We start from the raw sequence: 19,213 nt of genomic DNA on the forward strand, positions 1-19,213 counted from the left end.
CCTGAAACATTTCTGGAAGCTTTAGAGCTTTCACAGGAAAGCCGTCATTTCTTCTTTTTCCATTCGTCCATGAGCCTGGTGAATTCTTCGAAGAGGTAGCTTGCGTCATGCGGTCCCGGGGAGGCTTCGGGGTGGTACTGGACGGAGAACGCGCCTAGCTTTTTGCTGTAGATGCCTTCGAGGGTGTTGTCGTTAAGGTTCATGTGGGTCAGCTCTACGTCAGTTTCCTTGAGCGATTCGAGATCGGCGCAGAAGCCGTGGTTCTGGCTGGTGATCTCGATCTCCTTGGTGCGGAGATTCTTTACAGGATGATTCGCACCGCGGTGGCCGAACTTGAGCTTGTATGTCGTACCGCCCAGTGCTAGCGAGAGGAGCTGATGGCCGAGGCAGATGCCGAAGATCGGCGCCTTGCCGAGCAGCTTCTTGATGTTCTCTACTGCGTATGCTACAGCAGCGGGATCGCCTGGGCCGTTGCTGAGGAAGATGCCGTGGGGTTTTCGCTGCATGATCCGCCCTGCTGGTGTGTCAGCGGGTACGACGTGGACCTCGCAGCCGCGGGAGGCGAGATTTCGCAGGATGTTGTGTTTCATGCCGAAGTCGTAAGCGACGACCTTGTATTTTGGTTTGCCTGTGTCTTCGGGTTTGTCTGCTTCGACGTCCCAGAGGCCCTCTTTCCAGACAAAGGGTTTTGAGATCGTGGCATTTTTGACGATGTCCCGCCCTACCAGGCCCGGGTATTTGTCGAGTTTGGCCTGGAGCTTCTGGACGTTCAGTTCGGCGGAGGATATGACGCCGCGCATTGCACCTTTTTCACGGATGTGTTTTACGAGTGCGCGAGTGTCGATGCCTTCGAGACCAACGATCTTGTTCTTTTTGAGGTAGTCGCTGAGCGAACGGTTGCTTCGCCAGTTGCTGGGGTAGTCGCAGTTTTCCTTGACGATGAAGCCTGCAACCTGAACGCGGTCGGATTCCCAGTCGTTGTCGTTGGTTCCGTAGTTGCCTATCTGGGGATAGGTCATCGTTATGATCTGCTCGTTGTATGACGGATCGGTCAGAATTTCCTGGTAGCCTGCCATGGAGGTGTTGAACACAACCTCGCCGCAGGTGGTGCCTTTTGCACCGAAGCCTCTGCCTTCGAATACTCTGCCGTCCTCAAGTAATAAGATAGCCTTCACTATTATGTCCTTACTTTTTGTAGTAAAGTTGAATCGCACGTACGTTAAGTTTTTTGGCCTTCATTGCTTCGACAGCCTTGCAGACCGCCTGGGCACCTCTTACGGTGGTGACGTATGGGATCTGCCTGTCGAGGGCGCTTCTTCTGATCTGGAACGAGTCCTCTATCGACTGCTTGCCCACTGTTGTATTAATGATCAGGTCGAAGTCGCCGTTTATGATGGAGTCGACGATGTTTGGTCTGCCTTCGGACATCTTCAAGACGAACTGGCTTGGAACGTTGTTCTTGATCAGCTCGATGCATGTACCCTTTGTGGCGACGATCTTGAAGCCCATCTCGTGGAGCTGTCTTGCTACTTCTACCGCTCGCGGTTTGTCGCGGTCCTTTACGCTGATCAGGACGGTGCCTTCGAGCGGAAGGACGTTGCCTGCCGCGATCTGGGACTTTGCATAGGCCATGCCGAAATCGCTTGAGATACCCATGACTTCGCCTGTGCTGAGCATTTCCGGGCCGAGCAGGACGTCGCTGTTGGGGAACTTCAAGAACGGGAAGACGGCCTCTTTGACCGCGTAATGGTCGCGGTTGACCTCTTCGGTGAAGCCGAGCTCTTCGAGCGTCATGCCCGCCATGACTTTGGCAGCGAGTTTTGCCAGCGGGACACCGATCGCCTTTGAGACAAAGGGGACCGTACGGCTTGCACGGGGGTTTACTTCGAGGATGTAAATTTCGTCGTCCTTTACGGCATACTGGATGTTGATCAGGCCCCGGACTCCGAGTTCGAGAGCGAGCTGTTTTGTCTGGCGTTTGATCTCGTCGAGCACTTCGGGCTTGAGAGAAACGGGCGGCAGAGAGCATGCGCTGTCGCCGCTGTGGACGCCTGCTTCCTCGATGTGTTCCATGATGCCGCCGATGACGACCCGGTCGCCGTCGCAGATAGCGTCGACGTCGAGTTCAGTCGCGTCATCGAGGAACTTGTCGACGAGGATGGGATGTTCGCCTGATACGACGAGGGCTTCGTCAACACATTTTTTCAGTGACGGTTCGTCGTAAACGACTGTCATCGCCCTGCCGCCGAGTACGAAAGAGGGACGGATAAGCAGCGGATAGCCGAGCTTGTTGGCGATCTTGAGGGTTTCTTCGTATGAGCGTGCTGTGCCGCTGAACGGCTGCTGGAGATCGAGCTTGCTGACGAGGGCGTTCCAGCGTTTTCGGTCCTCTGCGCGGTCGATCGCGTCGGGAGGTGTTCCGACGATGTTCACGCCTGCGGCTTCGAGAGAGGTAGCGAGCTTGAGCGGTGTCTGGCCGCCGAACTGCACGATGACGCCGAAGGGTTTTTCCTTTTCGACTATGCTCATTACGTCTTCGAATGTGAGCGGCTCGAAGTAGAGGCGGTCGGAGGTGTCGTAGTCGGTGCTGACGGTTTCGGGGTTGCAGTTGACCATTATCGATTCGATGCCGATCTCGTCCATTGCAAACGCCGCGTGTACGCAACAGTAGTCGAATTCGATACCCTGACCGATACGGTTGGGGCCGCCGCCGAGGATGATGACCTTTTTCTTGTCGGTCGGATCGGCTTCGCATTCGCTTTCGAAGGCGGAGTAGAGGTAAGGCGTGTGTGCCTCGAATTCTGCGCCGCAGGTGTCGACGGTCTTGTAGACGACCGAGCCTGCGAGCTCTTTTCTTCGGTTGCGGAACTCGACTTCCGTTATGCCGCAGATCTCGGCGAGGTATTTGTCGCTGAAGCCGTACTCTTTGACCTGACGCATAGTCGCAGCGTCAAGGACGGACAGGCCGCCCTCTTTGATATGGAGTTCGAGTTCAACGATCTGGCGGATGTTGTTAAGGAACCAGGGATCGATGCCGGTGATGGCGTAAATCTCGTCGATGCTTTTGCCTCGGCGGATGGCTTCGGCGATGTACCAGAGCTTGTCCCAGTAATTGATCCGCAGTCGTTCGTTGAGCTCGGTGTCGGAGAGGTCGGGCACGATGTACTTGCTGTCGAAGGAGTACCTGTCGATCTCAAGTGAGCGGATGGCCTTCTGGAGAGATTCCTTGAAGGTTCGCCCGATGGCCATTGCTTCGCCGACTGATTTCATCTGGACGGTGAGCTCGGGGCTTGTCTTGGGGAACTTTTCAAAGGTGAAACGAGGCCATTTGGTTACGACGTAGTCAATGGTAGGCTCGAAGCAGGCGGGCGTCTTTTTGGTGATGTCGTTGGGGATCTCGTCGAGTGTGTATCCGACTGCGAGCAGAGATGCGATCTTTGCGATGGGGAAGCCGGTTGCTTTGGAAGCCAGTGCCGAGCTTCGTGAAACGCGGGGGTTCATCTCGATAACGTACATCTTGCCGTTTTCGGGGTTGACGGAGAACTGGATGTTCGATCCGCCGGTTTCGACGCCGATGGCACGGATGATCTTGAGGGACGCGTCACGCATCATCTGGTATTCTTTGTCGGTCAGGGTCTGAGCGGGTGCTACGGTTACGCTGTCGCCGGTGTGTACGCCCATCGGATCGAGGTTCTCGATGGAGCAGACGATGACGACGTTGTCCTTGCGGTCACGCATGACCTCGAGCTCGAACTCTTTCCAGCCGACAACAGATTCTTCAACGAGAACCTGATTGATCGGACTGAGGCCCAGACCCCAGTTGATGTATTCTTCATATTCTTCCATGTTGTATGCGACGTTGCCGCCCATACCGCCGAGGGTGTAAGACGGCCTGATGATGGCGGGGAAGCCGGTCTCTTCGACGATCTTTTTGGCTTCGGCCCAGGAATGGACGTAGCCGCTTTTGGGGACCTCGAGGCCGATGTCTTCAATGATCTTCTTGAAGCGGTCACGTTCTTCGGCGCGTTTGATGGAACGCAGGTTGGCACCGAGAAGCTTGACGCCGTACTTTTTGAGGATGCCCTGCTCGGCGAGTGCGACGGCAGTGTTGAGGCCGGTCTGTCCGCCGAGGGTGGGGAGCAGGCTGTCGGGCTTTTCCTTGCGTATGATCTTTTCGACCATTTCGGGCGTGATGGGCTCGATGTAGGTGCGGTCGGCGAGCTCGGGATCGGTCATGATCGTAGCGGGATTGCTGTTGATCAGGACGATCTTGAAGCCCTCGCGGCGGAGAGCCTTGCAGGCCTGGGCACCACTGTAGTCGAATTCGCAGCCCTGTCCGATGACGATGGGGCCGGAGCCAATTATGAGAATCTTTTTAATGTCCTTGCGTTTCGGCATTACTTATTCTTCCTGTCCATGCTAGTTAAGGGCATAAATTATGCGCGCAAAAAAAATCCTGTCAGTTTCAGTATTTCTTGAGCGGCACAACTGTTCATTATTTTTTCAGCTTACTTCAATTTATGAATTCGCTGTGTCAGTCATTCTGATAGTATCGATTCGTTATCGGCATACGTCTATCGCGTCCGAAGGCCTTTGGGGTTATTTTAACGCCCGGGGGCGACTGTCTGCGTTTGTATTCGTTGCGGTCGACCAGGCGGATGACCCTGTGGACGGTTTCGGCGTCGTTTCCCTGCTCGATTATCTGGGCGGCGGACTTGTCTTCCTCGATATAGCCTTTGAGAATGCTGTCGAGTATGTCGTAATCGGGCAGAGAATCGCTGTCGGCCTGGTTCTCACGGAGCTCGGCGCTGGGGATACGGGTGATCACGCTTTCGGGGACAACTTCGCGGCCCTGAGATTCGTTTATGTATCGGCACAGCTCGTATACCATTGTCTTGGGAACGTCGCGTATTACGGCAAAGCCGCCTGCGGTATCGCCGTAGAGAGTCGAGTATCCGACTGCGGTTTCGCTTTTGTTGCCGGTGGTGAGGACCATGCAGCCGAACTGGTTGGAGTAGGACATCAGGATGGTGCCGCGGATACGTGCCTGGAGATTTTCGTATGCGACACCTTCGCTGCCCCAGCCCTGTAATAAGGATAGTGTATCGTCAAATTCTTCGAGCACTTCGCCGATGGGCACGGTCTCGAACTGAATGCCAAGGTTTTCAGCGAGTTTTTCGGCATCGGTTATGGTCTCAGCACTGTTGAAGCGGGACGGCATTGTGACGGCGAGTACGTTTTCGGGGCCGAGGGCTTCGGCTGCAATGGCGGCGACAAGGGAGCTGTCAATGCCGCCGCTGAGTCCGAGGATGACTTTTTCGAAGCCGTTTTTGCCGACGTAATCGCGAGTTCCAAGCACGAGGGCCTTGTAGACCTCTTCGATCTTGTAACGTTCTTCTACATCACCCCACTTCCAGGCGGCTTTTACAGCTTTTGTTCTGCATTTGCCTGAGTCGTCGGGTTCAATGTCGGCGATGAGAGTGTCTTCTTCGAAGCCTTTGGCGCGTGCGACGACTTCGCCGCTGAAGTCGACGAACATGCTGCGTCCGTCGAATACGAGTTCGTCCTGACCGCCTACGAGGTTGCAGTAAGCGATGGCGCAGTTGAAACGTTTTGCACAGCCTCGGAGGATCTGGCGACGTTCGTAGAGTTTGCCTGCGTGGAAAGGTGAAGCGGAAATATTGAGCAGGAGGTCCTTTTTGCCGGTCGGGCTGGTGAAATCGTCGAGCCAGTCCAGCTCCCAGATGTCCTCGCAGATGGTAATGAAGACCCGCATGCCTTCGACTTCGATGTATTCAGGTTTGGTGCCTGCTTTGAAGTACCGCTGTTCGTCGAAAACGCCGTAGTTGGGGAGCATGCCCTTGCGGTATATTTTTTCGATCTTGCCGTTTTTGAGTACGGCGGCAGAATTGCAGCAGGCATCTTTTTCACCTTCGGCAAAGCCGACGACCATTACGACTTCGCCGCATGCGCGGGCGAGCCGTTCGAGGCCTGTGCGGTTTGCTTCGAGGAAATGCGGTTTGTGGAGGAGGTCCTCTGCGGGATAGCCGCAAATGCTCATTTCGGGGAATACCACGATATCTGCGCCGGCTTCGACCAATTCAGCGTAAAGACGTGTCATGGAAGCAACATTGCCCGTGATGTCGCCTACTGTCGCGTCAAATTGTCCGAGTCCAACTCGCATTGTGCATCCCTGTCATCTTTACTTGTAATGTTTGCGAAAAAGCCGCAAAGGTGGCGTTGCTTTTTCGGTTATTCCAAATTCCGGAACAGTCTACAGGCGAATTCGCAAAAGTCAAATCCAAAATCCAGTTTTTCAGCATTGTAAGCCGTGTGATTATCGCCACTTGTTTAGGGAGGCCCATTTATCGGCCTGGTTCTATTATGTAAAGGTCCGTTCTACGAGATCGCAAATAATGTGATAGGCGAGCTGGTGGACCTCTTGGGCGCCGCAGGACCATTGAGAATCTACACCGACGCATACATCTGAGAGCTTTTCGAGCGGCGAATCGGGTCTGCCCACGAAGCCGATGATCTTGAGGCCCTGAGATTTGGCAGCGTCGACGGCTTTTAGAACGTTTTTGCTGGTGCCGCTGGTGGAAAATGCCCAAAGTACGTCGCCTTTTCGACCGAGGGCCTGTATCTGACGTGCGAAGACCTCTTCGAAGCCGTAATCGTTGCTCACGCAGGTCAGGACGGAGCAATCGACGCTGAGAGCGACGGCGGGGAGGGCTATTTTGTCGTGTTTGAGTCTGCCGACAAATTCGCCCGCTACGTGCTGGGCGTCGGCGGCCGAGCCACCGTTGCCGCAGAGGTAGACGGTTCCGCCGGCTTTGAAGCAGTCCGTGAGCAGGTCAACGGCGGCTGCGACCGAGTCTATGCAGTCTGTTTCGAAGGCTTCGATTAGCTTTTTGTGTTCATTTATGCAGTTTTGTATTGCGTCTTTCACGTTTGATCCCTCATATACGTGAGTTTTAACAGGTTTGGGCGTACTATACCAGATTTGGGGGGCGAGGGCAATTGCGTAATGCGGAGAAGAATATCGCAGATCGTGGATGTAGAAAAAGGCCGACGCTTAAGAAGAACGTCGGCCCATTGGATTGCTTGTGAATACGTTCACATACTTTTTTATCTTCGGCTGTTGAGCTTTGCGAGCAGACGCAGTATCTCGATGTAGAGCCAGACGAGGGTTACCATCAGGCCGAACGCGCCGTACCATTCCATATATTTGGGGGCGCCGTTGACCGCACCGCGCTCGATGAAGTCGAAATCCAGAACGAGATTAAGCGAGGCTATGACGACGACGAAGATGCTGAAGCCGATGCCGATGATGCCGCTGCCGTGAATGTACGGTATCTGGCCGCCGAACGCGTTGGCGATTATACTGACTAGATAAACCAGACCGATCGCACCGGTGGCGGATACCACGCCGAGCTTGAAGTTTTCGGTGGCTTTTACGATGCCGGATACATAAGCGACAAGCATGCATGCCAACACGCCGAAGGTGAGCAGCACGGCCTGGGGGACGATGCCCTGGTAGGCCTGGCTGTAGGCGGCAGATATCGCGCCCAGGAAAAGTCCCTGAAGCAAGGCATAAAATGGAGCGGTCAATGGTGCCCACTTCGGTTTGATCACGGTCGCGATGGCGAAAACAACTCCGCCGAGAACGCCCGTCCACATCCACGGCATCGTGGCCTGGACAGACTTTTCGGCTGCCATGCCCCACGTCCATGAGGCTGTGATAACTGCGAGGATCAGCAGTACGCCGGTTTTGACCGCGGTGCCTGTGATGCTCATTGGGCGGTCGCTCGGGACCGCTACTTCGAATGTGTTCTGCTTTAATGCGGGATTTGCTGTACGCATCATTTTGAGTTCCTCAATTTCCTAAAAAGCATTTGGACTAAGATCACGAAATATTTTAATGGCAAAACACTATCATGTAAATCAAAAGGCATACGCTTGCACAGCTACTATTGTTCGATGCAGCAGTCAGCGTACTTGAACCGCTTTAAGTTATCACTGTCGGGCGGCGGTGATCCACATACAGCCTATTTCGTCGTTGGAGCCTGCGACCTGAACGCCTGTAAAGCCCGCGTCGGCAATAACTTCCATGAGTTCGTAGAGTTTGTAGGCTCCGACCATGATGTTGAACATGGCGGCTGGGACGGGTTTTGCGTCTTCGTCGTTCATTACGAATTCCTGGATAGCGAGCAAAGCGCCTGGCTGCATTGCTCGATGGGCCTTGGCGAGCTTCATTTCGGCACCGCTGTTGGGGCCGTGGAGGACGTTGGAGAAGAGGACGACGTCGTAACCGCTGCCGAATTCGTCTTCGTTCCAGTCGCCCGGCTGGGTCGTAATGCGGTCAGTCATGTTCTCACGGGTGATCACTTTTTCGGCTATCTCAGTGGTTTGGGGCAGGTCGAAGACGGTGCTTTTGAGCTTTGTATACTTTTTGCAGGCGGCGATGGAATAACTTCCGGGGCCGCCGCCAACGTCGAGCATGTTTTCGCGGCCGGTGAGATCGACTGAGTTCAGGAAGAGGTCCGCCCTGCCGCCGCGGGCGATATTGTCCATGCCCATTATGAAATGGTAATGGCGAGCCTGCTCGGTCGGGGGTGCGGGAGGTTGTTGGAAGAGTTCGTTTTCGAGGCTGTTCCAGTATTCCTGCACGGAAAAGGCGTGGGCGATGATATTGCCTTGATAGTACGGGCTGGCGGGCAGGAGGTATTTAGCAGCGAGGTCGGTGTTGGCGAATTCTCCGTCGCTTTCAGTTACTAGATCGAGGGCCTGACATCCTGTGAGCAGTTTGCGGGTCATATCGGGTTTGGTGCCGCATTTACGGCATATATGATCCAGGTTGGCCGGGCCGTCTGCCATCGCTGTGAAAATATCGGCTTTGACGGCGAGTTCGAGTGTTCTGGCAGTGCGATAACCCCAGATTAATTCGTGGATGTATGTAAATCCTTTGTCCATTTATTTGTGCCCTTGTTATAGATCACTTTGAGCTTCAGTTATCTGCGCAATGGCGGTGCGAGTCAATGTTGAATTGCTGAAGTTTTAGGCTGGGGTTAGTCGGAAGCGGGCCAATGGTGTGAGAAGATGGATAGGTCGGCGAAATCAACTGTCCGGGACTGGTTCAGATCGGCGTTGGCACACCAGGCATTGGCGGTTGAACAGCCGGTACTGAGCCAATTTGATGCGAAATGGGCCAGGTCCTGCAAGCCGATGTTTCCGTCTGTGTTTAAGTCAGGAGGCGAGGATGCGTGTATCTGGTCTGTCATGGCGGTGAGGAGTGAGATATGATCGTTTGTGTCCTGGGTCAGCTCCCAGAACATCAGGCCCGCAAGGTTGTTGTCCATGACATATTTTGTCTTGGCTTTGATGGTGTAAATGCCGTTGAAGTGGATGCCTGCGACTTCGTCTACGTCCGGAGGCGGTGAGTACTGCTGGACGATCTGTTTGTATGAATAGTAGGTCCATGATCCGTCGCGGCCGTAGAACGGGACACCGAGGATGATCTTTGAGTTTGGAAAGCCGAAAGACTGCCAGTGTTTGACGGCCTGTACCGCACCTTCGCAGGTGGAATGGGGTAATGAAGGGTCGCTGCTCATGTCGTATGCCATGATGTGCAGGTAGTCGATATCGTCAATTGCGGATGAATAGAACTCGCTGCCTGCGGCGAAGACGGCTACGCTGAGCGTGAGGTCGTGGGGGAGCATGGCGGCCTTGAGTTCGGCGATGAGAGCGGTGTAGTTGGCACGGTCGGTCGCTGTCGAGACGGGTTCCCAGTCGAGGTCTATGCCGTCGAAGCCGTGATCGAGGCAGTATTGCAGCAGGTTATTCACGAAAGCGGTTCGGGTTGCGGGGTCGGCAGCGACTGGGCTGAAATTGTCGGAAAGGCCCCAGCCGCCTATGCAGATGGATACATCCACATTATTCTGATGAGCATCGCTGAGCAGCTCGGCTTGCCTGTTGGGGTCTATTTCGCTGGTGTTGAGCGTTCCGTCGATATTTGGATAGATGGAGAAGAATATTACGCGGGTGAGTTTGTCGTAGCGCAGATCGGGTATAGGTGTCCACCAGTAGTCCGGATAGTAGCCGACAACCTGGAAAGAGCCGTAGAAGTCCGATGCGGGCTGCGTGGCCGCTGTGAGAGCGGTTGGCCGTGCGAACTGTAACAGCAGTGAAAAGAGGATCGCTGTAATTAAAATCTTGCGCATTTTGCTCCCGAATAATCTTTTGAGAAGTTTGAAGTATATCAGAAAAGAGTGGCGGGGTTCAACAGCATTTTGCGGGAGCGATTTTGCCTGCAATGTTGCATCTATTTGCGGCCTTATGAGTCTGCTGCCAAGGTTAGGATCTTCGAGGCGGTTTCGCAATCTGCGTGGATCTGTTGTTTAAGCGTATCTTCGTTAGGGAATCTCTGCTGTTGGCGGATGAGTTCAACGAAGTCGAGAGAGAGGTATTTTCCGTAGAGGTCCGGATGGTCGTCGGTGAGCAGGTGGGCCTCGATGAGGAGCGGGTGGTCGGTGACGAAAGTTTTTGCACGGCCAATCGAGAAGACGGCTGGTAGTTTCTGGTCTGCGGAGCAGGCGGAGGCGTAGTCGGCGGCGATGGAAACGCGGCCTGCGTAGACGCCTTCGGCGGGGATGATCTGCTTTTGGGGGTGTACGTTTGCCGTTGGGTAGCCGAGCTTGCGTCCGATACCGCGACCGGCGAAGACCTGACCGATTAGTCTGTACGGGCGGGTGAGCAGTCGGGATGCGTCTTTGACATGGCCCGTTTCGAGCAGTTGGCGGATGAGTGTGCTGGAGCAGTTTACGGGGCGGTCGTCGTGGTTTATGGTGAACCGTTCGAACGGGACCTCGATGACCGAGAAGCCGCGGTCAGGGGCGAGTTCGCGGAGGGTGTTGATGTCTCCGGATCGGCCGTAGCCGAAGTTGAAGTTGGGGCCCTCGATGAGTACTGAGGGTTTTATAGTGCGCATCAGGAATTCGTCAACGAACGCGGTCGGCGAGAGGTTGAGCAGGTCGTATGAATCCTTTATGACAATGAGGGTGTCGACGCCGAGGGATTCGAGTATGGATGCCTTGAGGTGCAGAGGAGTGAGGACGCCCGGGGCGCGTTCGGGGCGGAGGATCGCTACGGGATGAGGGTCGAAGGTCATGACTGCCAGGCCTGGGGCATTATGGTCGTTGGCGGCTTGGCGGGCCTGAGCGAGTATCTGCTGGTGCCCGATGTGGATGCCGTCGAAGTTGCCGATGGACAGTGCCCAGCCGGTGCGGTCGAGGTTTTGCAGTGCTGTTCTGGAATCGTATATTTTCATATCTGTCGGTGCTTTTTAGAGTGTGTGTTCCATTGGGTATTTGAGGTTCCACTGCTTGCGGATATTATCCATTGTGCCCATTATGCGCAGGGTTTCTTCGAGGGGCATTTTCGGACTTTGCGTCAGTCCTTCCCTGAGACAGCGGTGCACCTCGGCGGCTTCGTAGTTGTAGCCGTTGCCTTCGAAAGGCACTTCGATGGTTTCGGTTTTGCCTTCGTCGATGGAGACGGTGGCCTTTGAGGGGCACCAGAACGGTGAGTGTATCTTTATATAGCCTTTTGAGCCGGAGATGGTTGCTTCGCCGGGCGTTGAGGCCCCTACCGCACAGGAGAGTATTGCGAGAGCGGCGGGTTCATATGAGAGTATGAAGGCGGAAATTTCGTCGACGCCGGTTGAGGCCATGTGTGCGAGGGCGGCGACTTTTTCGGGGTCCCGCTGGTATACCATCGATGCGAGTGAGATGGCGTAGATGCCGACGTCGAGAAGTGCGCCGCCTGCGAGGTGCGGGCTGAGGACGCGGCCATCGGGTTCCCAGTCGCCGGAATAGCCGAAATCAGCATGGATCATTTTGGGCGGTCCTATGGTGCCCTGTTCGAGGATATTTTCGATCTCAAGCATGAGCGGGATGTAGCGGGTCCACATCGCTTCCATGAGAAAGATATTCTTTTCGGCAGCGGCCTGGATCATATGGCGGGCCTGGGTAGCGTTGAGTGCGAAGGGTTTTTCGCAGAGTACGGCTTTGCCCGCGTCGATGCACTGGAGGGTGTTCTGAGCGTGTGCGGGGTGCGGGGTCGCGATGTAGACTACGTCGATGTCGGGATCGCCGGTCAATTCCGCGTAGGAGCCATAGGCGCGGGGGATGTTGTATTCTTCAGCGAAGGCCTTTGCGGTTTCGAGTTTTCGTGAGCCGACGGCGACCAGTTCAGCGTCTGGGAGGGCCTGCAGGCCTTCGGCGAATTTTCGAGCTATCTGTCCTGTTGCGAGTATGCCCCAGCGTACGGACTTCATAGGGTGACCTTTCATCGAACAAAATTTGCGTCTTTTCAGGCCGACTATTCTACAGTGGAACGGGGTCTGTTACAAGCGGGGCAAATAAAATTGCGAAATCTTGTTGCAACTAAGTTGCAGAAAGTGTTATTATGCTTCAGATGCAACTCAGTTGCAAAAACAGATTTGAACGATCGTTCTTCGGAGAAGCATATGGCGGTAAAGGCACGGATCAAACATATTGGGGCAGAGCTGAAGTCACATGCGCCGTTTACCTTCTTCGGCGCGTTGCTTGGGGTGGCGTTTATGCTGCTTTTCAAAAACGCGACGGAGTATGGTGAGACCACGCTTTTCCGGATATTCCATCCGATGCACGTGGTTCTCAGTGCGATGGTTACGGCATCATTGTTCAAGGTGCACAAGAATACTAAGAACTTTCTGCTTGTGCTGGTGATCGGCTGGGTGGGAGCGCTGGGGGTGGCAACGCTTAGTGATTCGCTGATACCGTATATGGGAGAGACGGTTCTAGGGGTGGCGGTGCCGACGCATGGGGATCTGCATGAGGGACATACTGAGCACGAAGAGCCGGAGGGGGTGGAAGATGGGCATGCCGGGCATGACCATGAGCAAGCGGCGCATCAAGAGTCAGAGCACGATGGGCATGATCATGGTGCAGCGGCAGATGTTGAGGGTCATGCTCACGAGTATGCCGGGCTTGATCATGAGGAAGAGGAACACGGTGAACCTCACAATGAACACGCAGGGCATTATCACGATGAAGAAGCAGCTCATCAAGAGCACCTGGAGCATGAGGAACACGCAGGACATGGTCATGCGGAAACGGACCATGAGGAGGCAGGCGGCCATGAAGGACACGATCATGATGGCGGACTGCACATAGGGTTTATCGAGGACTGGTACATCGTGAATCCTGCTGCAATATTGGGTGTGGTAATCGCTTTCTGGCTGCCTGCGACAAGGATGCCTCATGGATTGCATGTTCTTATAAGCACGTGGGCGTCTTCGGCACACATGTTGATGAACACGCAGGCCGATTTCACAGCGACGCTTCTTCTGGGGATACTGATAGTGCTGTTTCTGGCGGTGTGGCTGCCCTGCTGTATCAGTGATATCGTATTTCCGCTGTTGTTCGTCAAGTCCGACATAAAGGTGTGCAGTCATTGCCATGGGAAACATCATGATCCGAACAGTTGTGAGCAGGTCTGATGAGTACGAGCAATTCTGACAAAAGAGCCAAAGAGCTTCTGAGCAAGGCTAAACTCAGGAGGACCAAGCAGCGGGTAGATATCCTGTCGGCCTTGCTGGATGGGAGGGGTCCGATGAGCCAGGAGCAGATATCCGACGCGATCGATGGAACTGGGCCCAACAAGGCAACTGTTTATCGCGCAATGGAGAGCCTGGTGGGAAAAGGGGTTGTGCACCGGGCGTTTGAACGGAACGGGACGTGCTATTTTGAGCTGGGGGACCGATTCGGTGACAGGCAGTGCCATCCGCATTTTACGTGTACCGAGTGCAACAGGACACATTGTCTGACTGATTTTGAGGTTCCGATGGTGAAATCTCAGAAGGGTTTCCAGGTATCGCATCAGAAGATCGAGCTGGAGGGAATGTGTCCGCGTTGTGCAGACAGGCAGGAGGATGAGGTGAGTTTGTAAATCGCTGTTGAAGAACTGGGGATTGATGCCAGTTTTTTCGTCTCTTTATGGCCTACTTTAAGGCTCGACAAGTCGGCGGGTTGTGTATAGAATATCCGGCATGAAAACTTATCCACTGAAATTCAAGCCGATATTCAAAGAGCGTATCTGGGGCGGCCGGAAGTTGAAAGAAGCTTTCGGCAAGGAGCTTCCGGAAGGCGCTAAAATAGGAGAGAGCTGGGAGCTTGCGGATCTGCCGGAGGACAAGTCGGTGATCGTCAATGGTGAGCTAGCGGGCAAGACGCTGGCGGAGGCGATCGAGATGATGGGGGAGGCGATCGTGGGGAGTTCCAGCTATGAACCGCCCTTTCCGCTTTTGATCAAGCTGCTGGATGCCCAGGACAAGCTGAGTGTGCAGGTGCATCCGGATGCCCAAACGTGCAAGCGGCGAGGCAAAGGCGATCCGAAGACCGAATGCTGGTACATTATTGACAAGGAACCCGGTGCGGTCATTTACAAGGGACTCAAAGAAGGAGTCACGAAAGAGCAGTTTGCTGAGGCGATCGAGGATGGGACAGTGGCAGAACTGCTGGTGGAGGTGCCCGTGGAGGTGGGAGAATGTCATTTTCTGCCTGCGGGGACGGCGCATGCGATCGGGGCGGGACTGCTGATCGCGGAGATACAGACGCCATCGGATACCACATATCGCGTATTCGACTGGAACCGGGTCGATGATTCGGGCAAAGGTCGGGAGCTGCATGTTGAGGATGCGATGGAGAGTATCACTTTTGATCAGGATAAATCTGCACTGACGGTTAACAACGTTGGTCGGCTGGTTGACAGTGAGAGTTTCAAGGTAGATAAAGGCCATCAGGCCAAGGGCTGTGAGATGATTTTGCAGTCGGGGCCGTTGAAAGTTTTGATGATGCTTAGCGGCACAGGTGAAATTCGCTTTGGCGAGGACTCGCAACTGCCGGTCGAGGCTGGTGATACGGTACTTTTGCCGGCGGCTTTCGAGGGTGTGATGATCTTTGGTGAAGAAAGCGAGTACCTGGTCGCAACGGTTTAGCGGACAAATAATATGGGCCTTTCTGCAAATTTTGGTTTAAAAATGACTTTCTGAAAGCATATACAGGGATAGAGATGTTAAAAGCCAGCGAAAACCCACCTGTAGTATGGCCCGAAGGGGTCGGTATTGCCGACTTTGAAGGCACATGGTGGGTAGCACATACAAAGAGCAGGAACGAGAAGGCATTGGCGTGGCAGATGCTGAAGAAGGAAATCCAGTATTTTCTGCCCATGGCCAAGAAGGTTACGAAGCGGCGAGGCAGGACGATTCGGTCTTTTCTGCCGCTATTTACAGGCTATATCTTCTTCTGCGGTGACGAGAGCGACCGAATCGAGGTTCTAAAGACCAATCGGGTTGCCAACTTGATACCGGTAAAGGATCAGGACGAGCTGGTTTCGGATCTGGAACCGATAGAGCGGGTGATCCGTGAGGGTCAGGATATAAGGCCGCACAATTATGTCAAAGCCGGCCAGAAGTGCCGTGTGATCGCGGGGCCGTTGATGGGCACCGAGGGAATTGCGGTGACGAGCGGCGAAGGCATGCGGCTGGTGCTGCAGGTGGACATGCTCGGGCAGGCTACGAGTGTGGAGGTGGCGTCTGACCTGATAGAGACGGTGGAATAGACGGTTATTTATGCTGCTGCGGTGTTTAAAATCGTGCAGTGGCAGATATCGAAAGCCATTCGGGTTATAATGGCTTAATTAATCAGTCGAATTGTCTGCGTTCATAAATTTGGCAGGCATCTGTTCTGTGCTAACAAACTATGCAAAGGCTTTAGGAAAGGAAGCTAAATGGAATTCAGCTTTATTGATCTAGGTGTGTTTGTTCTATTCGTCGTGAGCGTGATCACGATCGGTGTGATGAAAAGCCGTCAGGAAAAGAGCAGTGAGGACTATTTTCTTGCCGGGCGAGGGCTGCAGTGGTGGCTGATCGGCTTTTCTCTGATCGCTGCAAATATTTCGACAGAGCAGTTCGTTGGCATGAGCGGTAACGGTGCGAGTCATATCGGCCTTGCGATCGCGAGTTACGAATGGATGGCGGCTGTGACGCTGGTGGTGGTTGCGTTCTGTTTTCTGCCGTATTTTCTCCGGGCCGGGATATTCACAATGCCGGAGTTTCTGGAGGTCAGGTACAACGGTGCGGCTCGGACGCTTATGGCGATAGCTACTTTGCTGATCTACCTGCTGCTTCTCGGTGCCGTGACTTACTCGGGTGCACTGACGATCAGGACGCTGGGCGCGAAGATCGATTATGATATCACGCTGCTGCAGGGAAGCCTCGCTATCGGCATAATTGCGATGGTCTACGTTGTGGCCGGTGGTCTTAAGGCCTGCGCGTGGGCGGACTTGATCCAGGGGGCTGCGCTGATTATCGGCGGCATTATTATTATGTTCTTTGCATTCGACAAGTTGGGCACAGTGGACGAGGCCGCAAAGGTTACAAATGTCACGACTGGTGCTGTTGAAATCCAGGATCTGAAGGAGGGGACTGGGGCAGTCGAGCGATTCTGGGAATTGAATAAGGTGCGGATGAATATGTTCCTGCCGTCTACCGACAGCACCCTTCCATGGACGGCGCTACTGCTTGGCCTTTGGATACCGAATTTTTATTATTGGGGTCTGAACCAGTATATTACGCAGAGGACGCTGGGTTCAGCTTCGCTGGCACAGGGGCAGAAGGGTATCGTTTTCGCGGCGTTTATGAAACTGATCGTGCCTTTCGCGATCGTGGTGCCGGGGATTATCGCGTTCAACCTTTATCACAATGATATGGCGTTAGAAGCAGTGCCGGATAATACGCCCGTAATGGCTAAGTATTACAAGGCCAACCCTGACACAGAATACGTAGAGATCGCTGAAGCGCCTGATATGGATACTGTGAAAAGCTGGAGCGATGAAAAGTTCCTGATCGCTGTTTACGAAAACGAGGATGCTGCAAAGAAGGCAGACGAAAACCCATACGTTCTTCCAATACTTAAATCGGAATACGAAGAAGCAGCACCTGCTGAATACACTGTTTTTGAGTCTGAGGATAAGGCCTGGAAAAGTGTAAACGAAGGCCTTGCGGCGGAGATGGTTGCCTACAATGAGGATGTTGAAGCGGCGGCTGATGAAGCAGGGGCAGAAACTGAAACTGAGAAAGTTATCGCGTACAAGTACGATACGGCGTTTGGGCATCTTCTCGGTAACGTATTGCCGCAGGGAGTCGGACTGGTCGGTTTCGTACTGGCGGCGCTGCTTGGTGCTGTTGTAAGTTCACTTGCAGCGATGCTGAATGCGGCTTCTACAATCTTCAGCATGGACGTATACAAGAAATTTATTTCGCCCAACGCTTCGCAGAAGTCGCTGGTATTTTTGGGAAGGATATGCGTCGTAGCGTTTACAGTCGTTGCTGTATTCCTGGCACCTAAACTTGGTGATCCAGCGATAAGCAACAGTATCTTTACGATCATTCAGGAGAGCCAGGGGCTGATCTCGCCTGGTATTCTGGCAGTGTTTGTGATCGGGCTTGTGCTTCATCGGACACCTAGAATGGCTGGTGTGATAGGCTTGCTGACGAACATAATTGCATATCCGACGATCAAGTTCGCGTTCCCAGATATCAACTTCTTGAACAGGATGGCAATATGCTTTGGGCTCTGTATGCTGGTTATGGCTATACTGACTGTTTTGAAGCCGCTGCCTGAACCGATAGTGTTCAAGCAGAATACCGAGATCGAGCTCAAGACATCCAATGGAGCAAAGATAGTAGGTATCGGTATCGTAATTTTGACGATCGCTCTGTATATTCTGTTCAGTCCGATCGGCATTTCCAAGATGTAATTGATGGCGAGTTTTTAAAGGTACGTCTGTAATAAGCGGGCGTACCTTTTTTGTGCATTTGAATTATGAGGGATTTACATGGTTACGCATGACAAAGAGTCTGCAAGCGTTTTGAACGGAATGGCAAAGAGGAATGGTTTGGACATTGTCGGCGGTAAGATACGCCGGTCGTCTTCGCGGTTCTGTCTTGGTGTCGAGCACGGTGATTATAACGGTACTGAGCTTTTCGGCGTCGGGACGGACAGGTTCATCTGGCTTGGCTATAAGCCCAACGGTACGGATAAGGTGAGGATGTTCAGCGGGAACTTCCCGGATGACGGTGTTGTCGAGTTTACGCTGGGCGATGTGCCCGAGCCGCAGAGTACGCCGGACAGTTGGGCGAGGTTTCCGTATGGTGTGAGCTATATTCTCAAGCGTGAGGGGTATGAGCTGACGCAGGGTTTTGACGCTGTGATATACGGCAATATTCCAGGCGGCGGAATGAGCCGGAGTGCTTCGCTGTCGCTGAATCTGATACTTACGATGCTGGAAGTGAACGGCATCGAGATGGGTGATCAGCTCAAGATAGTTGATCTTGCGCAGGCGGTGGAGAATGATTATATAGGTTCGCCGTGCGGGCAGTTGGACCAGATCATGATCCTGTTCGCGAAGGAAGGCATGGGGACGCATTACAATCCCGCGGACAGGTCGATCAGCTATGTGCCGTTTGGGGGCGACGTGGACGAGTTCAGGATCGTCGGGCTGGACACCGGTACGGATCGGCCGGGCCTGGAAAAGAGCACGTATAAGGTACGCAGGACCGAATGCGATGATTTCGTCAAGCTGCTGCAGGCGGGTGGTTACGAGATAGAGTCGCTTGCGGATGTGAAAGACGAGCAGCTTTATGGAAAGATAATGGAGCAGTTCGGCGAAAGTCATGCTGATCTGTGTGACCGGCTGACCTATATCTACAAGGCGCAAAAGCGTTTCTATGAGATGATGGAGGCGTGGAAGAAGGGCAACATCAAGCGGGTCGGCGAGATATTCCGCGAGGACGGTATCGGCCTGCGGGATGAGTACAAGATCAGCGGGCCTGAGCTGGAGACGATGTGTGATGTCGTTCGCAGCGTTGAAGGCGTGCTCGGTGAGAGAATGCTTGGCGGCGGCGACAAGGGTGCGTCGGGCGCGATCGTGAAGGCGGACGCAGTGGACGAAATGAAAAAGGCGGTCGATGTGGGTTACCCGAGAAGCAGGCCGGACTATGCGGACAAATATGCCGTGCATTCATGCAAGGTAGTGGACGGCATGAAGGTCATGGACGGACTGCTATAGGGCGGCTGGTTCATGGGTGTAAAAGGGAATTTACTTATGATAA

Annotated in this window: 15 protein-coding genes; 6 read left to right on the top strand and 9 right to left on the bottom strand. The window is 53.9% G+C overall.

Annotated features, from left to right (window positions below; translation table 11 throughout):
* Window positions 1-44: 44 nt before the first annotated feature.
* From carA to STSP2_RS12235, 9 genes are all read right to left on the bottom strand, one after another.
* Window positions 45-1,175 carry a glutamine-hydrolyzing carbamoyl-phosphate synthase small subunit gene (gene carA / locus STSP2_RS12195; protein ID WP_146663041.1) on the bottom strand — a complete coding sequence of 377 codons (1,131 nt, stop codon included), beginning with the start codon at window positions 1,173-1,175 and terminating at the stop codon, window positions 45-47.
* Window positions 1,176-1,185: 10 nt separating this feature from the next.
* Window positions 1,186-4,398, bottom strand: a complete 3,213-nt coding sequence (carB, locus tag STSP2_RS12200) for a carbamoyl-phosphate synthase large subunit (RefSeq protein WP_146663042.1) — start codon at window positions 4,396-4,398, stop codon at window positions 1,186-1,188.
* A 136-nt stretch (window positions 4,399-4,534) separates the two neighbouring features.
* Window positions 4,535-6,184 (bottom strand): NAD+ synthase, encoded by a 1,650-nt coding sequence (locus tag STSP2_RS12205; protein WP_146663043.1) that lies wholly within the window; start codon window positions 6,182-6,184, stop codon window positions 4,535-4,537.
* A 198-nt stretch (window positions 6,185-6,382) separates the two neighbouring features.
* Complete coding sequence (locus tag STSP2_RS12210) at window positions 6,383-6,949, bottom strand: D-sedoheptulose-7-phosphate isomerase (RefSeq protein ID WP_146663044.1); 567 nt, start codon at window positions 6,947-6,949, stop codon at window positions 6,383-6,385.
* 179 nt (window positions 6,950-7,128) lie between these two features.
* The gene (locus STSP2_RS12215) at window positions 7,129-7,863 is read right to left on the bottom strand and encodes a Bax inhibitor-1/YccA family protein (RefSeq protein ID WP_146664064.1); all 735 of its coding nucleotides are present in this window, start codon (window positions 7,861-7,863) and stop codon (window positions 7,129-7,131) included.
* 153 nt (window positions 7,864-8,016) lie between these two features.
* Window positions 8,017-8,973 carry a class I SAM-dependent methyltransferase gene (locus tag STSP2_RS12220; protein ID WP_146663045.1) on the bottom strand — a complete coding sequence of 319 codons (957 nt, stop codon included), beginning with the start codon at window positions 8,971-8,973 and terminating at the stop codon, window positions 8,017-8,019.
* Window positions 8,974-9,068: 95 nt separating this feature from the next.
* Window positions 9,069-10,220 (bottom strand): glycosyl hydrolase family 18 protein, encoded by a 1,152-nt coding sequence (locus STSP2_RS12225; protein WP_146663046.1) that lies wholly within the window; start codon window positions 10,218-10,220, stop codon window positions 9,069-9,071.
* A gap of 113 nt (window positions 10,221-10,333) precedes the next feature.
* Window positions 10,334-11,326 (bottom strand): bifunctional riboflavin kinase/FAD synthetase, encoded by a 993-nt coding sequence (locus tag STSP2_RS12230; RefSeq protein WP_146663047.1) that lies wholly within the window; start codon window positions 11,324-11,326, stop codon window positions 10,334-10,336.
* Between the two features lie 15 nt (window positions 11,327-11,341).
* Window positions 11,342-12,334 carry a Gfo/Idh/MocA family protein gene (locus STSP2_RS12235; RefSeq protein WP_205847891.1) on the bottom strand — a complete coding sequence of 331 codons (993 nt, stop codon included), beginning with the start codon at window positions 12,332-12,334 and terminating at the stop codon, window positions 11,342-11,344.
* 192 nt (window positions 12,335-12,526) lie between these two features.
* On the opposite strand from STSP2_RS12235, the gene STSP2_RS12240 reads away from it, so the two are divergent.
* The 6 genes from STSP2_RS12240 to STSP2_RS12265 all read left to right on the top strand — a co-directional run bounded on the left by STSP2_RS12240 (window position 12,527) and on the right by STSP2_RS12265 (window position 19,170).
* Window positions 12,527-13,540, top strand: coding sequence for a G protein-coupled receptor family protein (locus STSP2_RS12240; protein WP_146663049.1), 1,014 nt, complete (start codon window positions 12,527-12,529; stop codon window positions 13,538-13,540).
* A complete protein-coding gene (locus STSP2_RS12245; protein ID WP_146663050.1) occupies window positions 13,540-13,989 on the top strand; it encodes a Fur family transcriptional regulator in 450 nt (149 codons plus the stop codon). Before STSP2_RS12240 ends, STSP2_RS12245 begins: the two co-directional genes overlap by 1 nt.
* Window positions 13,990-14,089: 100 nt before the next feature.
* Entirely contained in the window at window positions 14,090-15,037 is a 948-nt protein-coding gene (locus STSP2_RS12250; RefSeq protein WP_146663051.1) for a type I phosphomannose isomerase catalytic subunit, read from the top strand.
* Window positions 15,038-15,111: 74 nt separating this feature from the next.
* Window positions 15,112-15,660, top strand: a complete 549-nt coding sequence (gene nusG, locus STSP2_RS12255; protein WP_146663052.1) for a transcription termination/antitermination protein NusG — start codon at window positions 15,112-15,114, stop codon at window positions 15,658-15,660.
* 168 nt (window positions 15,661-15,828) lie between these two features.
* Window positions 15,829-17,859: a sodium:solute symporter family transporter gene (locus STSP2_RS12260; RefSeq protein ID WP_146663053.1), complete on the top strand. Its 2,031-nt coding sequence runs from the start codon at window positions 15,829-15,831 to the stop codon at window positions 17,857-17,859.
* 78 nt (window positions 17,860-17,937) lie between these two features.
* Window positions 17,938-19,170 carry a galactokinase gene (locus tag STSP2_RS12265; RefSeq protein WP_146663054.1) on the top strand — a complete coding sequence of 411 codons (1,233 nt, stop codon included), beginning with the start codon at window positions 17,938-17,940 and terminating at the stop codon, window positions 19,168-19,170.
* The last annotated feature ends 43 nt before the right edge of the window (window positions 19,171-19,213 follow it).

This window comes from Anaerohalosphaera lusitana (assembly GCF_002007645.1).
Taxonomy (GTDB): Bacteria; Planctomycetota; Phycisphaerae; order Sedimentisphaerales; family Anaerohalosphaeraceae; genus Anaerohalosphaera; species Anaerohalosphaera lusitana.

Excerpts from the sequence above, each read along its gene's own strand:
- carB (WP_146663042.1), bottom strand. The coding sequence starts at position 4,398 with ATGCCGAAACGCAAGGACATTAAAAAGATTCTCATAATTGGCTCCGGC.
- STSP2_RS12205 (WP_146663043.1), bottom strand. The coding sequence starts at position 6,184 with ATGCGAGTTGGACTCGGACAATTTGACGCGACAGTAGGCGACATCACG.
- STSP2_RS12215 (WP_146664064.1), bottom strand. The coding sequence starts at position 7,863 with ATGCGTACAGCAAATCCCGCATTAAAGCAGAACACATTCGAAGTAGCG.
- STSP2_RS12220 (WP_146663045.1), bottom strand. The coding sequence starts at position 8,973 with ATGGACAAAGGATTTACATACATCCACGAATTAATCTGGGGTTATCGC.
- STSP2_RS12225 (WP_146663046.1), bottom strand. The coding sequence starts at position 10,220 with ATGCGCAAGATTTTAATTACAGCGATCCTCTTTTCACTGCTGTTACAG.
- STSP2_RS12230 (WP_146663047.1), bottom strand. The coding sequence starts at position 11,326 with ATGAAAATATACGATTCCAGAACAGCACTGCAAAACCTCGACCGCACC.
- STSP2_RS12235 (WP_205847891.1), bottom strand. The coding sequence starts at position 12,334 with ATGAAGTCCGTACGCTGGGGCATACTCGCAACAGGACAGATAGCTCGA.
- STSP2_RS12240 (WP_146663049.1), top strand. The coding sequence starts at position 12,527 with ATGGCGGTAAAGGCACGGATCAAACATATTGGGGCAGAGCTGAAGTCA.
- STSP2_RS12245 (WP_146663050.1), top strand. The coding sequence starts at position 13,540 with ATGAGTACGAGCAATTCTGACAAAAGAGCCAAAGAGCTTCTGAGCAAG.
- STSP2_RS12250 (WP_146663051.1), top strand. The coding sequence starts at position 14,090 with ATGAAAACTTATCCACTGAAATTCAAGCCGATATTCAAAGAGCGTATC.
- nusG (WP_146663052.1), top strand. The coding sequence starts at position 15,112 with ATGTTAAAAGCCAGCGAAAACCCACCTGTAGTATGGCCCGAAGGGGTC.
- STSP2_RS12260 (WP_146663053.1), top strand. The coding sequence starts at position 15,829 with ATGGAATTCAGCTTTATTGATCTAGGTGTGTTTGTTCTATTCGTCGTG.
- STSP2_RS12265 (WP_146663054.1), top strand. The coding sequence starts at position 17,938 with ATGGTTACGCATGACAAAGAGTCTGCAAGCGTTTTGAACGGAATGGCA.